15 protein-coding genes and 2 pseudogenes are annotated in these 16,745 nt (G+C 37.8%); 13 read left to right on the top strand and 4 right to left on the bottom strand.

The window, feature by feature from the left end; genetic code table 11:
* Window positions 1-46: 46 nt before the first annotated feature.
* The 4 genes and pseudogenes from BN1082_RS20060 to BN1082_RS20045 all read left to right on the top strand — a co-directional run.
* Window positions 47-1,486: pseudogene (locus BN1082_RS20060) on the top strand (vitamin B12-dependent ribonucleotide reductase); the annotation flags it as partial.
* A 249-nt stretch (window positions 1,487-1,735) separates the two neighbouring features.
* Window positions 1,736-2,854 (top strand): annotated as a pseudogene (locus BN1082_RS20055) (vitamin B12-dependent ribonucleotide reductase); the annotation flags it as partial.
* A gap of 674 nt (window positions 2,855-3,528) precedes the next feature.
* Entirely contained in the window at window positions 3,529-3,984 is a 456-nt protein-coding gene (locus BN1082_RS20050) for a C40 family peptidase (RefSeq protein ID WP_245640493.1), read from the top strand.
* A 178-nt stretch (window positions 3,985-4,162) separates the two neighbouring features.
* On the top strand, window positions 4,163-5,047 hold the full coding sequence (locus BN1082_RS20045; RefSeq protein WP_090637449.1) for a patatin-like phospholipase family protein: 885 nt from the start codon (window positions 4,163-4,165) through the stop codon (window positions 5,045-5,047).
* An 84-nt stretch (window positions 5,048-5,131) separates the two neighbouring features.
* On the opposite strand, the gene BN1082_RS20040 is transcribed toward BN1082_RS20045, so the two are convergent.
* Together BN1082_RS20040 and BN1082_RS20035 are read right to left on the bottom strand one after the other, a co-directional pair.
* Window positions 5,132-5,524, bottom strand: coding sequence for an SA1362 family protein (locus BN1082_RS20040; protein ID WP_281177038.1), 393 nt, complete (start codon window positions 5,522-5,524; stop codon window positions 5,132-5,134).
* Between the two features lie 58 nt (window positions 5,525-5,582).
* A complete protein-coding gene (locus BN1082_RS20035) occupies window positions 5,583-6,527 on the bottom strand; it encodes a DUF1385 domain-containing protein (RefSeq protein ID WP_090637445.1) in 945 nt (314 codons plus the stop codon).
* A gap of 259 nt (window positions 6,528-6,786) precedes the next feature.
* Here BN1082_RS20035 and BN1082_RS20030 point away from each other — a divergent pair, with 259 nt between their 5' ends.
* The 3 genes from BN1082_RS20030 to efp all read left to right on the top strand — a co-directional run bounded on the left by BN1082_RS20030 (window position 6,787) and on the right by efp (window position 9,257).
* Window positions 6,787-7,278 carry a YqhR family membrane protein gene (locus BN1082_RS20030; RefSeq protein ID WP_090637443.1) on the top strand — a complete coding sequence of 164 codons (492 nt, stop codon included), beginning with the start codon at window positions 6,787-6,789 and terminating at the stop codon, window positions 7,276-7,278.
* 338 nt (window positions 7,279-7,616) lie between these two features.
* Window positions 7,617-8,678 carry a M24 family metallopeptidase gene (locus tag BN1082_RS20025; RefSeq protein WP_090637441.1) on the top strand — a complete coding sequence of 354 codons (1,062 nt, stop codon included), beginning with the start codon at window positions 7,617-7,619 and terminating at the stop codon, window positions 8,676-8,678.
* A gap of 21 nt (window positions 8,679-8,699) precedes the next feature.
* Entirely contained in the window at window positions 8,700-9,257 is a 558-nt protein-coding gene (gene efp / locus BN1082_RS20020) for an elongation factor P (protein ID WP_090637439.1), read from the top strand.
* 68 nt (window positions 9,258-9,325) lie between these two features.
* On the opposite strand, the gene BN1082_RS20015 is transcribed toward efp, so the two are convergent.
* Window positions 9,326-10,252, bottom strand: coding sequence for an IS3 family transposase (locus BN1082_RS20015; protein WP_245640357.1), 927 nt, complete (start codon window positions 10,250-10,252; stop codon window positions 9,326-9,328).
* The gene (locus BN1082_RS20010; protein ID WP_176699691.1) at window positions 10,213-10,890 is read right to left on the bottom strand and encodes a helix-turn-helix domain-containing protein; all 678 of its coding nucleotides are present in this window, start codon (window positions 10,888-10,890) and stop codon (window positions 10,213-10,215) included. The genes BN1082_RS20015 and BN1082_RS20010 overlap by 40 nt, the downstream gene beginning before the upstream one ends.
* A gap of 450 nt (window positions 10,891-11,340) precedes the next feature.
* Between BN1082_RS20010 and BN1082_RS28710 the strand changes: the two genes are divergently transcribed.
* From BN1082_RS28710 to BN1082_RS19975, 6 genes are all read left to right on the top strand, one after another.
* Window positions 11,341-11,787 carry a PCYCGC motif-containing (lipo)protein gene (locus tag BN1082_RS28710; RefSeq protein ID WP_342666668.1) on the top strand — a complete coding sequence of 149 codons (447 nt, stop codon included), beginning with the start codon at window positions 11,341-11,343 and terminating at the stop codon, window positions 11,785-11,787.
* A gap of 10 nt (window positions 11,788-11,797) precedes the next feature.
* Window positions 11,798-12,451, top strand: coding sequence for a c-type cytochrome (locus BN1082_RS19995; protein WP_090637433.1), 654 nt, complete (start codon window positions 11,798-11,800; stop codon window positions 12,449-12,451).
* A gap of 261 nt (window positions 12,452-12,712) precedes the next feature.
* Window positions 12,713-13,750 carry a hypothetical protein gene (locus BN1082_RS19990; protein WP_090637431.1) on the top strand — a complete coding sequence of 346 codons (1,038 nt, stop codon included), beginning with the start codon at window positions 12,713-12,715 and terminating at the stop codon, window positions 13,748-13,750.
* Window positions 13,751-13,763: 13 nt separating this feature from the next.
* Window positions 13,764-14,216 carry a cytochrome c maturation protein CcmE gene (locus tag BN1082_RS19985; protein ID WP_090637430.1) on the top strand — a complete coding sequence of 151 codons (453 nt, stop codon included), beginning with the start codon at window positions 13,764-13,766 and terminating at the stop codon, window positions 14,214-14,216.
* Window positions 14,217-14,243: 27 nt separating this feature from the next.
* On the top strand, window positions 14,244-16,229 hold the full coding sequence (locus tag BN1082_RS19980) for a heme lyase CcmF/NrfE family subunit (RefSeq protein ID WP_090637428.1): 1,986 nt from the start codon (window positions 14,244-14,246) through the stop codon (window positions 16,227-16,229).
* Window position 16,230: 1 nt separating this feature from the next.
* Entirely contained in the window at window positions 16,231-16,734 is a 504-nt protein-coding gene (locus BN1082_RS19975; RefSeq protein WP_090637426.1) for a cytochrome c-type biogenesis protein, read from the top strand.
* Window positions 16,735-16,745 lie beyond the last annotated feature (11 nt).

Below are 16,745 nucleotides of genomic sequence, written 5' to 3'. Positions count from 1 at the left end.
AGATTTAACATAGAATAAAGATTTTAATTTTTAAGGAGTTGTTCTCATGTCTGTAGTATTTAGACAAAAATTGAATATTGACTTTGAAAGGTTGAACGAGGATATCCGCTTATTCCCCCAGGTACACCCAGTTACCCCGGATATGAAAATAACTCACAAGGGTGTTTCACGACTTGTTATGTTGGATCGCTACACCTTTAAAGACACTGAAAAAATTACCCTAACGAATGGTGACTTCGTTGTTCTGACAATAAAAGAAGATCCAAAGTTTCCGGCAAGAGGCCTTGGTTACATTATGGATATTGATAGAGAAAGTAAAAAGGCTAAGATTTTAGTGGAAGAGGAATTCAGAGGAGTACTTGATGATGAGGAAGAATCCAGTACGGGAGTTATTTGGCGATCACTTGATGTAATAGAAAAGCCTTTGGAGCTTTTCTATGAGCAAATTGCAAAGCGAAATGCCACTGGTCTTGCCGCCGTTGAAAAAACACAAGAGAAGCGCGTGGAATGGACAGAAAAGTTTTATCAGGAACTTGTTAATTTGAACTTTATTCCTGCAGGTCGCGTTCTTTACGGGGCAGGGGCTGGAACAGATGTTACTTATTTTAATTGTTACGTGATGCCTTTTGTTCCCGATTCAAGGGAAGGAATTTCCGATCATCGTAAGCAGGTAATGGAAATCATGAGCCGCGGTGGTGGAGTCGGTACGAATGGTTCGACATTAAGACCGCGAAATACATTGGCTAGAGGCGTAAACGGAAAATCATCTGGATCGGTTTCATGGCTCGATGATATAGCGAAATTGACGCATTTGGTTGAGCAAGGTGGGTCCCGCAGGGGGGCGCAGATGATTATGCTGGCGGACTGGCATCCAGATATTATCGAATTTATTATTTCAAAGATGCAAAATCCAAGAATTCTACGATTCTTAATTGAAAATACAAACGATGAAACGATTAAAAAACATGCGAAAGACAAATTAAATCTCACTCCGCTAACCATGCAGGAGATGGCGATGTATCAAGGGATTGTTAATTATAAACACATTCCTGGATTAGGTGGGTTCAGTGAAGCCATAATTGCAGATGCAGAAGAAAAGCTTTCAACTGGCGGTACCTACACTGTTCATAATCCAGAATTCCTTACTGGAGCGAACATCTCCGTATGTTTAACAAAAGAATTTATGGAAGCTGTAGAATCGGATAGCGAATACGAACTGCGTTTCCCTTATGTGGAAAGCTATGATAAAGAGGAAATGCGAATTTACAATGAGGATTGGCATAAAGTTGGTGATGTACGCGAATGGGAAAAACTTGGTCATAAAGTTCGTGTCTACAAAAAAATTCAGGCAAAAGAACTTTGGAATTTAATCAACATTTGCGCAACCTACTCTGCTGAACCAGGAATCTTTTTCATTGACAACGCTAATGACATGACAAATGCTAAAGCATATGGTCAAAAAGTCGTAGCAACAAATCCGTGTGGTAAAGTGGCTTAGTTTGCCTCACGTTAAAAATTGCGGAATGAAGCGGGAACCCTGAGATTGGGAATCCGAACCGAAGGCTAGAGGTAAAAATCTAGTCAGGGGCAACGCATAGGCAGTGAAACTCGAAAGAGAATATAATCTGCCCACGAGGCCGCAACATTACAATTTTTGTAATGAAAAGATATGCTGAACTAGCGGGAACTCAACCGTTAGAACTAAAGGATAAAAAGCCTTTAGGTTAACAAACTGGAACAACCACTTGCACCATTTTCTGTTTGTAACCTTGCTGCTGTTAACCTTGCAGAAATGGCAGATAAGAAAACAAAATCGGTGGATTTTGAAAAATTAAAGCAAACCGTAGCTGTCGGAGTTCGTATGCAGGATAACGTCATAAATGCTACTCCATACTTCCTGGAAGAAAACAAAAAGCAAGCGCTTGGTGAGCGTCGTGTCGGACTAGGAGTAATGGGCTTACATGACTTGCTTATCTACTGCGAAACAGAATACGGTTCACCTGAAGGGAACCTACTTGTTGATAAAGTATTTGAAACGATTGCTACAACTGCATATAGAACATCAATTGAATTGGCGAATGAAAAGGGAAGCTTCCCGTTTTTAACAGCAGAAACACCAGAAGAAACCAATCGTTTAAGACAAGCGTTTATCAATACTGGCTTTATGAAAAAGATGCCTGAAGTGATCCGCCAGTCGATCTTAGAAAACGGTATAAGAAACTCCCATTTGCTAACTGTTGCTCCAACGGGGTCAACTGGTACCATGGTCGGAGTTTCAACTGGATTAGAGCCTTATTTCTCTTTCTCATATTTTCGCAGCGGACGTCTCGGTAAATTTATTGAGGTAAAAGCGGATATCGTTCAGGAATATCTTGATCAGCATCCTGAAGCAGATCAAGAAAATCTGCCAAACTGGTTTGTTACAGCGATGGAGCTAGCACCTGAAGCCCATGCTGATGTTCAGTGTGTCATTCAGCGCTGGATTGACAGCTCTATTAGTAAAACTGTCAATGCACCAAAAGGCTACAGTGTCGAGCAGGTTGAAAAAGTGTATGAGCGTCTCTACCGCGGTGGTGCAAAAGGTGGAACTGTATACGTTGACGGATCACGCGATTCGCAAGTATTGACATTAAAAGCAGAAGAAAATACTACAAAAGAAACATCTTTTGTTAAAGAAAAACCAAAACAACACGTAGTCCTTGTCGGGACCATTAGTGACCTACATTCTACGGATGTAACAATTGGATCTGAGGTTGGCAACACTTGCCCAATTTGCCGCAAAGGAAAAGTAAAAGAAATTGGCGGCTGTAATACATGCACAAACTGTGGTACACAATTAAAATGCGGTTTGTAAGAAAAAAGTAAGGCGCCTGCCTATCGGCGACAAGCACAAGACGAGCCGGCAGGATGCCAGCACCACTGCATAATCATCTTTGTAGGCATGCGACGAGGTGAACATTAACTTCTCCGATTTTGCTTTGCCGCAGGAGCAAGAATCAATTTATATAATTAAAATTAATTGGCTTGTGACCTCGGGCCGATGACTCCTACACCGAAAAACTCACGTTTTTTGGCGTGCGAGGCATCGCTTCCGAAGCTTACTCTTATGAAGCTGGACAATTCTCGAAGTCAAAATTAAATACTTTCGTTAAAAAAAGAATGGGAAATTTCCCATTCTTTTTATTTTTTGGCTGTGTTAAAGGTCATTGTTGATTTTTGAAACTATGTTGATTGGAGCGGAAGGCGCGAGACTCCTGCGGGAGTACGGGGCAGGGGAGACCCCACAGGCGCATAAGCGCCGAGGAGGCTCCCCGGAACGCCCGCGGAAAGCGAAGCGCCTGGAGCGCAAATCAACAGGCAAGTTTAACACAGCCTATTTTTTAATGATATGTACAAATCAGTTACAACCTTCATTTTATTATTATTTCGAAATAGTATCTGTAAAAAAACTGTAATCTCACTGTGATGTCCATGTTATCCTTCTCTTGTATAGTATAAGTATCAAATCACACCAGGGGGATTAACATAATGATTAAGAAATTCATCGCAGCTATCGCAATGGCAGCTACCCTGACAATTTCTTTGTTTACCACTATGGGTGTTAAAGCTGAAGCAGCATATAATTATCATGAAAAAGCAATTTCTGTTGCAGAAGCAAATATTGGGGTTCCATACAAATGGGGTGGAATGTCACCACAGGGTTTCGATTGTTCGGGACTTGTGAAATATTCCTATGGTAAGGCTGGAAAGGTATTACCACATTCTGCTGCTCAGATGTATTATTCAAATGGTTATCGTGTAAACTCTTTACAACCTGGAGACTTAATGTTCTTCGCGCCGAATAAGGCAAGCCAACCAACACATGTCGCGATGTATATCGGAGCTGGCAAAATGATAATGGCTTCATCTTCAAAAGGCGTTATGATTACACAAACGAATAATGTTTATTGGAAGCCTAAATATATTGGTGCTAAACGCATATAAAAACAACTACTGAAAGATCATCGATGATCTCAATGTAGTTAATAAACTATTCAACTTCTGAACTCGCCAAATTGGCGAGTTTTTGTTTACCCCCAAAATTTTATCCTTGTCTGCCGTACTATTTTTACATTTGGCTGCTTAAAGATGTAACAATGATTAAATCTTGGGAGTGGCTGCCATGAGAATTGACGGCGTTTTTTCCGGAGGGGGTATTAAAGGGTTAGCTTTAGCAGGAGCCTATGAAGAAATTGAAAACAGGGGTTTTCAATTTGTAAGAGTTGCCGGTACAAGTGCCGGGTCCATTTTAGCTGCATTGATTGCCGCGGGTTATTCGAGTAATGAGATTTATCAATTGCTCGATGAGCTGGACATTTCAAAGATGCTCGATCCTAGGAAATCCATTATCCCTTTTCACATAACCAAATGGTTGTTACTCTATTGGAAGCTGGGGCTATATAAGGGCTATGAACTTGAAAAATGGATTAAGGAAAAGTTAGCCCTAAAAGGAATTAGAACATTTTCCGATTTGCCTCCTAAAACATTGCGGGTAATTGCTTCTGATCTTTCTAATGGTAGGATGATCGTACTGCCTGATGATTTAGAAAAATACGGTATTTCCCCGGGCTCTTTTTCGATTGCGAAGGCTATTAGAATGAGCTGCAGTATTCCCTATTTTTTTGAACCGGTTCGATTGCGATCCATTGATGGCACGAACATCATCGTGGATGGAGGGGTCCTAAGTAATTTTCCAATGTGGCTTTTTGATAAAGAAAATGTCAAAAAAGTGCGGCCTGTGCTTGGAATTCAATTAAACACAGATGAGTATGAGCATGAAAAACATTCCATAAAAAACGCTATCCAATTGTTTGGGGCTTTGTTTGAAACGATGAAGGATGCCCATGATTCACGATATATTTCTAAGAAGCATGCTAAAAATATTATATTTATCCCAATAGAAGGAGTACTATCAACAGAATTTAATATAAAGGACGAAAAAAAACGCGAGTTGTATGCTATTGGGAAAGAAAAAGCAATTAAGTTTTTAAATGATTGGAGTTATTAAATAAATCCATCTTTTTCCTACTCATTGCCCAAGATGAAAATTAATATTCATCCCATTTTACCTAATTTTCAAAAAAATCGAGCGTCATAATGACGCTCGATTTTTCTTTTTACTCTTTTTTCCTTCAATTACGGTTAAATGAGCAGAGGGCTTCTTATTAGTCTTGATGTTTTTCTTTAAGGTTGTTAAGGTTCCATGGGAAGAATTCTTCGCCTGAGAGACTCCATTTTTTTGCTGTAATCGTTTTTTTGATTTTTTAGCTGCTTTAAGAAATGCCCGCTGCTCTTTGCTTTGTGGGCCTGAGTTTGAAAGTTTTCGAACAACAAAGTAAATGACAACACTCATTAAGACAAAAACGGCTACCCCTTTTAGAAAATTTATAGGATTAGAGGAAATGGAGTTAAAAATACCTAGTATAGCAAGAATGATGAGTCCACCAACAATAATAGATGATGTCCGATTTTTCAAGAAAGCCACCTCCCTATGAGCATCTTAAGCATTTTTCTTTACTTTTAAACACGTAAATGACAAAGATTTAGACAATTTCCTCATTTTCTATTTCATTTTTTACTTTGGACTCCATTCTTAACAATTCTTTAAAGGATAGTATCGCTACTTCTACTTGTTTATTATCTGGTTCCTTAGTTGTTAATAATTGAAGCCACAATCCAGGAAGACCTAAATATTTTAATATTGGGATATCTCTAAGTTTGTTTGTTATTTGCAGGACTTCAAATGCAATCCCTAAGACAACTGGTATTAACAGAAGACGGTCGACCACCCGTAACCAAAATGGGGAGGTAGGAACGAGAAAATAAATAAAAACACCAACAATAACTGTAAATAAGATGAAACTGCTGCCGCAGCGGTAATGCAGTCGTGAATGTGCTTGCACATTTTCAACTGTCAGCTCGACGCCATCCTCAAAGGTATTGATCACTTTATGCTCAGCCCCATGGTACTGAAACACTCTTTTTATTAGAGGTGTAAGTGAAACCAAATAAATATAAGATAGGAGCAATAAAAGCTTAAAGAAGCCTTCAACTAAAACTTGAGCAAAATCAGAGGGGAAGATAGGTTTTGTTAATTCTGCTAAGAAAACGGGAATTAGCGTAAAGGCGAACTTCCCAAATAAAAACGAAATGACTCCTATAACGGCAACACCGAGATACATCGTTAATTTTGATACTTCTTTATCTTTCAGCGTATCATCATCTTTTGGATCAACATCATACCGTTCGGATGAAAAATTTAAATGCTTCGATCCGTTAGCACTTGCTTCAATAATAGCAATTATCCCGCGGATGAAAGGGATTTTTTTTAATGTAGTTAAATAAGGGTTCGCTTTACGCGGTACGTGGAAGTAATCAACGGAATCATCCTTTCTGCGAATTGCGGTAACATAGTGATGTTTTCCGCCAAACATTACTCCTTCGACAACGGCCTGACCGCCATAAATTGGTTTTTGTGATTTAGACATGTAGATGAACACCAACCTAATAATAGTTGTACATAAGCAGAAATGATAAAAATCTGTATGTACCTAAATTTATTCTACTAGAAAAAAGAAAAAACCTCTAGGAAATGTCATAATATTTCCATAAAAAACAAAAAATTTTTTCTATGCAAGGAAATGAAAGCCTAAGGACATAATAAAAAAGTAATTATGATTGAATTAGCTTTAACTGTGGATGATCATTCACGCTCGATTTTAATGGTAAAGAGTGGAGGCCGATAAAATGTCAAATGAAGAAAATCATAGTGGTAAACCAATGTCCCTCCCGGTAATGGTTTTCTGGACAGGATTATTTGGAGGGATATTTTGGGCGATTATTGGTTTTTTGTCCTACTTGTTTAATTTTACCGAAATTCCTCCCTATGTCATTCTTGATCCACTGTCTCTTGGAAGTTTGAAAAATCAATGGGTTGGAACGTTTATCTCTATAATCCTATTTGGCATTTTTTCAATTGCCGCTGCATTTGTTTATTATGGATTAATGAAAAACTTCACCAGGATTTGGTTCGGAATTGGCTATGGTCTCCTTTTGTTCTTACTGGTATTTTTTATACTAAATCCACTTTTTCCTGGAATGAAGCCTGTTTTTGATTTAAGCAGTGATACCATTATTACCTCTATTTGTATTTATATTCTGTATGGACTGTTTGTAGGCTATTCAATCAGCTATGAATATCAAAATCAATATGTACAAAAGAAAGAAGCTGCTTCTTAATTTTAAGCTATGTTAAAGCTCATTATTGATTTTGCCACTATGTTGATGGAGCGGAAGGCGCTCGACTCCTCGAAAATGCTATCGCATTTCCTTCGTGCGTGGGCGGATTCAAGGATGTAATTCAATGTCCTGCGGGAGTACGGGGCAGGGGAGACCCCGCAGGCGCTAAAGCGCCGAGGAGCCTCCCCGGACCGCCACTAGAGCGGAAATCAACAGACATGTTTAGCAGAACCTAATTTTAATTAGTCGTAATCGTGAACGTGTGATAAAATAGCTTTGTCGTTTAAATATGTACAAATTTTAAATATTCACTAAAGATTTAAAGGAGAGTGGGAAAAATGGAAAAAATAGAAAGATTAAGATCGAGTTTTTCAAAGCTTGGAATTGAAGGAATGCTTATTACTAGCCCTTATAACCGTAGATATATGGCGAATTTTACAGGCACGTCGGGTGTTGTTTTGATTAGCGCTGACCATGCTCAGTTTATTACTGATTTCCGCTATGTAGAACAAGCTACAAAACAATGCCAAGGCTTCGAAATTATTAAATTTTCAGGTTCCATCCCACAAGAGATAGCTCAGCAAGTAAAAAAATTAGGTATTAATAAATTGGGCTTTGAAGAGGATTTTGTCACCTTTTCTTCTCATAAAAATTTTAAAAGTGAAATAGATGCAGAACTTATTCCGGTTTCAGGTGCAATTGAAAAGTTACGCTTGATAAAGACTGATTCAGAGATTAAGATATTAAAGGTAGCAGCGGATATTGCTGATGCCGCGTTTAAGCATATTTTAGATTTTCTGCGTCCTGGGTTAACTGAACTTGAAGTATCAAATGAATTAGAATTCTTTATGAGGAAGGCAGGGGCAACTTCATCTTCCTTTGACACAATTGTTGCTTCCGGACACCGTTCTGCCCTTCCGCATGGTGTAGCAAGTGATAAAGTAATTGAAGCTGGAGATTTTGTAACCCTTGATTACGGTGCATACTATAATGGGTATGTTTCCGACATTACTCGGACAGTTGCAGTCGGAAAGCCTGATGAAAAACTTAAAGAAATATATGAAATTGTACTTGAGTCGCAACTACGGGGTATGAATGGATTTAAACCAGGCATGACAGGTAAAGAAGCAGATGCACTGACAAGAGATTACATCGCAGAAAAAGGCTACGGTGAGTATTATGGACATTCAGCTGGTCATGGTATTGGGCTTGAAGTTCATGAAGGTCCGGCTCTTTCTGTTAAGTCTGATTTTATTTTAGAACCAGGAATGGTCGTAACTTGTGAACCGGGTATTTATATCCCAGGCCTTGGTGGTGTTCGGATTGAAGACGATACTCTTATTACCATGGCTGGAAATGAAGCATTAACTCACTCTACAAAAGAACTTATTATTTTGTAATTGATTTAGGAGGATTTTTACATGATTTCTGTTAACGACTTTCGTACAGGATTAACAATTGAAGTGGATGGCGGCATTTGGCGCGTTATGGATTTCCAACACGTTAAACCAGGTAAAGGTGCTGCCTTTGTTCGTTCAAAGCTTCGCAACCTGCGGACAGGAGCTGTTAATGAAAAAACATTCCGTGCAGGTGAGAAAGTTGGGAAAGCACAGATTGACAACCGTAAAATGCAATATTTATATGCAAGCGGCGACCAGCATGTGTTTATGGATATGGAATCTTACGAGCAAGTGGAGCTTCCGGCAACAAGCATTGAATACGAATTAAAGTTTTTGAAGGAAAATATGGAAGTTTCCATTATGATGTACCAAGGTGAAACTCTTGGTGTAGAGCTTCCTAACACCGTTGTGCTTGAAGTAACGGAAACCGAGCCTGGCATTAAAGGTGATACAGCTTCAGGAGGTTCAAAACCTGCAACTGTTGAAACAGGTCTTGTTGTGCAAGTTCCGTTTTTTGTCAATCAAGGTGACAAATTGATTGTTAATACTACAGATGGCACTTATGTTTCAAGAGGATAAATTATAATAAAAAGCCTTAGTTCCGTTTGAACTGCACCCTGTCAAGTAGACAGTATCAAAAACTAAAACTAGGCAATGGCCTTAGTTCGATATTCTATCGGGCTAAGGCCATTAAATTTAGCTTGTAAACGGTCTTGGTTATAAAATTGAATGTAGTTTTTTATATCCTTTTGAAGTTCCTTAAAGGATTGATAATGATGAAGATAATATCTTTCTACTTTCAAAGTCCCCCAGAATGATTCCATACATCCATTATCAATACATTTTCCTACTCTAGACATACTGTGAGTAAGATGTTTTTTTTTGACTATTTTTTTAAATCCATTTGATGTATATTGAAACCCACGGTCGCTATGTATTAATAATTTTTCATCTTCTAAAGTAGCCGTAGCTAAAGCACGCTTAATGGTCTTAAAGACTAGCTCATTATCATTTCGATGTCCAATTTCATAGGAAACAATAGAATTGTCATACAGGTCTAAAACAGCGCTTAAATAGGCTTTTTGGCCTTCTCCGTATTTCAATTCTGTTATATCGGTTACCCATTTTTCATTGGGATGTGCTGCTGTAAATTCCCGATTCAAGATATTATCTGCTACATTATTATCTGAAGGACGATGATCCCATTTCTTTTTCCGTCGTATCTTCGCTTGTAATCCAACTAATTTCATTAAACGATGAATCCTTTTCGCATTATAATGTTTATTCATTTTGCGGTTAAGATTCATTGTCATTCTTCGATAACCATAAATTCCTTCCACTTTTTGATAAATTGCTTTGATTTCTTTAAATAAACCACGATTTTCACGTTCTTGATCCGTTTCTTTTCGATTAAGCCATTTATAGTATGAAGATCGATTGGTCTTGCATAATGAACAAAGAAGATGAATAGGGCAATTCTTCTCCTCATTTAATTCGCGTATAGCACAATAAACTACTTCATTCCGAACCCTGCTTAGTACCGCCTTCTTTCGATTTCCTCCAACTTTTTTAATAAAGCATTTTCTACTTCTAATCGATAATTTTTCGCTTCTAATTCCTTAACCTTTATCCTTAATTTCTCTTGTTCTGTCATTTCTTCTACAGGTTTCTTTCTTCCCCGGTGATCCCGTAGGGATTCTGGTCCCTCTGCTTCATACCTTTTTGTCCAGCTGTATATTTGCTGGTAGCTAATATGATATTTTTCTATTACAGCTGAATAATTATGTCCATTTTTTATACAGAGATGAACTGCTTCAACTTTCTCTTCAAATGATAATTTTTTTGATTGAATCATAAGGGATTTCCTCCGATGAGTATTCTTCGTTTCCTTATGATTATTATAATTCTTTATCCAGACTCTGAGAGCGCCACGGCTTACTTTACGCTTTCTACATATTTCCAATATCGAATAAGCCCCCGATAAATAATCTTGAATGGCACTTAATCTTAATTCATCTGAATACTCTTTCCATCCATGTGATTCCTCTAAACCATCAATACCATATAATTCATATTTGTCTTTCCAACTGAGAAGTGTGGAATTAGAAATTTTGTATTCCTTTATTAATCTGCTGGGGCTTATTTCCCCTTCTAAATATTTCATTAGAATTTGGTACTTTTCCTCAGAAGAATATTTACTTCTTTTAGACATAAAAAATCCCCCTAAAGTAACAACAGATTTTTGTTTTTTCATCTGTCTACTTTAAGGGGAGCATATCAGTTTTTGACGGATCTAAGGCTTTTTTTATTCGATAAGAAAGTATAAATTTTGACTTCGAGAATTGTCCAGCTCCAGCGCCTAGCCCCTCGAGGTCATTAGCCACTTCCAAAATGAAGGCAAAGAACGCCTTCTTTTTGGAAGCGTCTTATGCTTGTCGGGGCTGAGCATAAAGGAAATCTTCCTTGAATAACCTTCGCAGGAACAAGCTGTGCTTGTTCCGAAGTCGCTTCCGCTTTTCTTATTCTAGGATAAGAAAATTGACTTTGAACACACTTTCTATGTTAAAACTTCACTAAATAGTAAAAATTAGTTGCTTTTGGGTTATTTGGAATTTGATAAAATGAACATGAACTAACACTATAAGGGAAGGGGGATACAAACATGAAACGAATTACTTCATTCATGCTTCTCTGCTTATTAATCTTAGTGGTAGCAGCAGGATGTAGCTCTAAAAAGGTCACTTGGACACTAGACAAAAAGCATAAACCATTACCTGATTATGTTATGAATTCTTCAGAGAAAATTCAAGAAACTTATATTATGGCATCAAAATATCCAGACGTACTTGCACAAGTTCCTTGCTATTGCGGCTGTGGTACCCAAGACGGTCATAATAGCAACATGAATTGTTATATTGATAAACTAGGAGAAAACAAGGCTGTCGAGCAATGGGATTCGATGAGTATATCTTGAGATATCTGTATTGATATCGCCCGGGAGGCGATCCAAATGCATCTTGACGGCAAAAGTCCTAAGGAAATTTATCAGCATATCACTGAAAAATATAAACAATTTGGTGAACCAACTCCAACGCCTGAACCAAAGTAGGGAGTAACCTATGAAAAAATTTTTAGTTGGAAGCTATATTGTGATTATGATCGGTATAATTGTTGTAATCTTCAATAGTAACATCTTCAATACCAAGGATTCCAAGGCCGTAGTAGCGGGGGAACAAGTTTACAAAAAAAATTGTATTGTTTGTCATGGTGATACTGGAAAGGGCGAGGGAACAAAGTCTGGGACAGCAATTAACAATCAACACTTTTTAAATACTGTATCTAATAAAGACATTTATAATGCTATAAAATACGGCAGAGAAGGAACTGGTATGCCTAATTATGGGCCGAGATTAACAGAAAAAGATCTACAAGATCTGGTTGCTTTCATACGGAATTGGCAAACAAAAGAAATGAAGTTAGAAGCGCCACAGACGATTTCTGGAAATCTTGAAAATGGTAAGAAAATGTACAATTTGTATTGTCTTAGCTGCCATGGTGAAGCGGGTTCCGGTAAATTTAAAATGGGGACTGCATTAGCTAACCAACAGTATTTGCATTATACAACTGATAAACAAATTTGGATTAGCACGGCATACGGACGTGAGGATACCCGAATGGGCCCGTCATTAAAAGGTCTTGAAGGAGTTCGCCAGCTTAAAAAGGAAGATATAACAGATATAGTTACATATATTCGTTCAATAAACAGTAAATAATCTAAAAAAGCCTGGATTCATTTTATTTAGTGAATGCAGGTTTTTTTTATGACAATAAAGCAGGTAATGATTACCTCGTCTAGTAAATGTGAACATTTTGTTGTTTCTTTTTGTCGAAATTGTAACAATTTACAGCTATTAACAAAATGTTCAAGAGTGAATCATCCATAAGTTCTAGAATGGATTATATTTATTTCTAAGAGGAGTATAGTGAAAAATAGTAATATTCTAACGATTAGTTTTTGAGTCAGGAGGATTCATATGCTAAAGAAAAAGTGGATTGCATTTTTTGTCATTTTAACATTTTTATCCAATCTTATCATTCCAAATGCCCATGCTGAATCGGGATTTCAGCCAGAAAAATTCCCTTTCAAGGAAATGCAAATCCAGGTCATGCCTGAATTTGATTATCCAGATAAGTGGCCGCAAAACACACCATCATTGCTGGTGGGAATGTATGGAACCATTACCAATAAAAGCGGGCAGGACTATGCTGGAGACATTGAAATCCCCGTTCCTTCAAGCGAAAAAGATTTTCAAACGAATTTAGTTGCAGAATTTCCAGATCCAACTAAGCCGGAAGTACAACGTCCATATAACCTAGATAATCAAAAAGGCGTTGTATCCTGGAAGCCGGAAAAACCAATCAAAAATAATGAGACATATAAATTTGTTATCGAGTACTACGTGAACTCCATTAACGTTAGCGATAAAAAGAACTTTACATATTCATTTACAAACCCAGCAGATATAGACCAACTTAATGTAATTTTTTACTCACCAATGAATGCAAAGGAAGTATCACTAGACCCCAAGCCGCAAAACACAACGAAAAGTGATTATAGTGAAGACCTCTATTACTATCAATACCAATCTACTAAAAAAGGACAAAACCTAAAATACACATTCACCTATAAGAAAGATGGAACGGAATCAACACTATCAGTCATTAATAAAATGCAGCCGCCTAATGATAGTAACCATGCTGGAGTAAAGAATGCCGATACCCAAAAAGCTACAAGCACGAATGCGAAGCAGCCAATTATTGGAATTGGAGGCGCCTTAATTATTGGATTAGCCATTATCATAGCTGGGGTATTTGTTTACTTTGGATTGAAAGGGAAGAAGTCGATTCCTGCTAAAGGTAGAAAAACAACGAAACCGCAGCCAAAGAAGGGAACTAGAAAAAATGAAAGTAAATCAGCTAATGATGAAGAAAAAAAGGAACTTCGTAAAAAGCTGTTAACAGGAAAGATTGATCAGGAAACCTACGAAGAAGAAATGAAAAAATTAATTTGATGGGGTGAAAGGAATGAAGAAGAATACGCTCGTTTTACTTGGCGGTTTTATTATTGCTGGGGCAATTGTTTTCCTCCTTATGGCCGCAACACCAGGTTCAAGTGGAGTTGAATTATCGCTAGATAAATTACTAGCCACCCAAGATCAACATAAGCATGATTATGTTACAACACAGGGGAATATTATTGAAAAATCGATTCAATGGAACGCTGACAAAATTGAATTAAAATTCGATATTAAAGACGACAAGGGCAATATCATGCACGTCCTTTATAATGGTCCAAAACCAGATAACTTTACAGAAGGAATCATTGCTATCGTGCAAGGGGCGCCAACAACAAAGGATCATTTTAAAGCTGATACTGTAAAAACAAGATGTCCATCCAAATATGAAGGGATGAATTCAAAGGAGTACGATCCTAAAACACATAAAGACATAACGAACGTACCAGAAAAGAAAAACTAAACAGGCAAACAATAAGAAGGTGACGAAATGTATTTATTTGCTAATGCAACAATTTATATTGGCTTAGCTGTGGCCCTTTATTCCCTACTAATGATGACATTAGGAATCAGCATCAAGAAGCAAAAATTCATAAATAGTGCAAAGGGCGGATTAGTAGCATTGTTTGTATGCGCAGCCATGGCAATGATTTCATTGTTTTACCTTTTAGCAACTTCCCAATTTCAATATCAATATGTGGCAGAATATACAAGCAGCGATTTACCAATTATCTATAAACTGACTGCTTTGTGGGCTGGAAATGCCGGTTCATTGTTACTATGGACATTTTTCTTAACTTTATACACCTGTATGATAGCGTTTTCTAGGAAAATGAAAGGTAACCCGATGGTTCCGTATATCGCATCCATCCTTCTTGCCAATGCGGTTTTCTTCTTTTTCATTCTTGGTTTTGTTGCAAAGCCATTTGCCTTAGCAGCCAGCATTCCAACTGAAGGAAGAGGCTTAAATCCAATGCTGCAAAACCCTGGGATGATTATACACCCAGTCACCTTATATCTAGGATACGTTGGTTTAGCTGTTCCATTTGCATTTGCAATGGCAGCACTTATTTTGAAAAACGTTGATGACTTCTGGATTAAAATGACAAGACGCTGGACAATCATTGCTTGGTTGTTCTTAAGTCTCGGAAATATCTTTGGGGCCGCATGGGCATATGTAGAACTAGGTTGGGGGGGATACTGGGCATGGGATCCAGTCGAAAATGCTTCCTTTATGCCATGGTTAACCACCACAGCGTTCTTGCACTCCGTGATGATTCAAGAACGGAAAAACATGTTAAAGGTTTGGAATATTAGTTTAATTATCATTTCTTATGCCCTTACTCTTTTTGGCACATTCCTTGTGCGAAGTGGTGTTCTTACGTCTGTTCATGCATTTGCTAATTCCAATCTAGGGCTATACTTCTTAGTTTTTATGGGATTGGCCGTCATTGGATCGCTTTATGTTTTAATGAGCCGTTATAACCTTCTTAAACGAAGTGCGGGAGAATTCCAGTCCTTTGTTTCAAAAGAAAGCAGCTTTTTAGTTAACAATCTTTTATTAGTTGGAGCAGCTTTTGCAGTGTTTTGGGGAACGATTTTTCCACTTGTTTCAGAAGCAGTTCGCGGTACAAAAGTAACGGTCGGAATCCCATTCTTTAATACAGTCGAAAGCCCCATTCTTTTGTCAATGATGTTTGTCATGGCAGTTTGTCCAATGCTAGCTTGGCAACATTCTAGCTTAAAAAATCTTAAGAAAAACTTCTTGATTCCTTCCATCCTTGCTGTTTTAGGTATGGTGTTAATGGTTGTTCTTGGTATCCAAAAAGCATGGGCAGTTATCGGATACGGTGTGATTGTTCTATTATTCATCACTCATTTCTTAGAGTTTTATAGAGGTGTTAAGGCAAGAAGAAAAATGACCAAAGAAGCTCCATTTGTTGCCTTATACCGTTTAATGATTAGAAACCGCCGACGTTATGGTGGCTACATGGTTCACATTGGAATTGCCCTTATTACAATGGGGATTATTGGTTCTCAAAACTATGATCTGCAAACAATGAAAACGGTCAGTTTAGGGCAGTCCATTGATCTTGGGGCGTATCGAATCAATTACGATCGCCTTGATCAGAAAAAAGAAGGAAGCAATGATGTTGTTTATGCTGATGTAACTGTTTTTAAAAATGGAAAACGACTTGGCTCTTTTGAACCCCAAAAAATATTTTATAGTAACCAAGAATCAGAGCCTTCAACCCAAGTAGCGATTATCTCATCAATCAAAGAAGATTTATATATTGTATTGAGTGCTTGGGAAAATGATGGCAAGGCAACCTTTGTAGTAAAAGTGAATCCAATGATGGCTTGGTTATGGATCGGTTCCTTCATGATCGTTATCGGTGCCCTTTTTGCCGTTTGGAACGGAAAATATCAAAATATTACTCCGCGGTATACTGGAGTACGCAAAGAGGTGTCTTAAAGTGAAAAACAAGATTTATTTGATGCTTCTAGTGATTGCATTTATTTTCCAAGCATCCTTTCTTACGGCAGCAGCGAAGGAAATTGATTATAAATCTCCAGAATTTAAAGCAGTTGCTTCTCAATTTAATTGTACGTGTGGCTGTGGTCAAGATCATTATGAGTGTGACCCTAGCACATGCAGCCTGACGAAACAGTTTAAACAGGACCTTGTTGCGATGATGAACAAAGGCTGGGATAAGGATAAAATCCGCGACTACTATGTCAAAATTTATGGAGAATCCATTTTAACAGCTCCTAAAAAAAGCGGATTTAGCTTAACGGCATGGGTTCTTCCATTTGTAGCATTAGGTGCTGGTGCTGTTGCCTTGTTATTTGTCACTCGAAAATGGGTGAAGAAAAAGGATACAGATGAACTAGTCACGGAACATAAAAGCAATGAGGACGAAATAGAAGAAGAAATCCTTTCTTCCATTATCGATGAAGAACGCAAAAAGTATCTTTAGGATGTGAACAT

Source organism: Neobacillus massiliamazoniensis, assembly GCF_001048695.1.
Classification (GTDB): Bacteria; Bacillota; Bacilli; order Bacillales; family Cytobacillaceae; genus Neobacillus; species Neobacillus massiliamazoniensis.
This window is presented reverse-complemented; position numbering and strand designations above follow the sequence as displayed.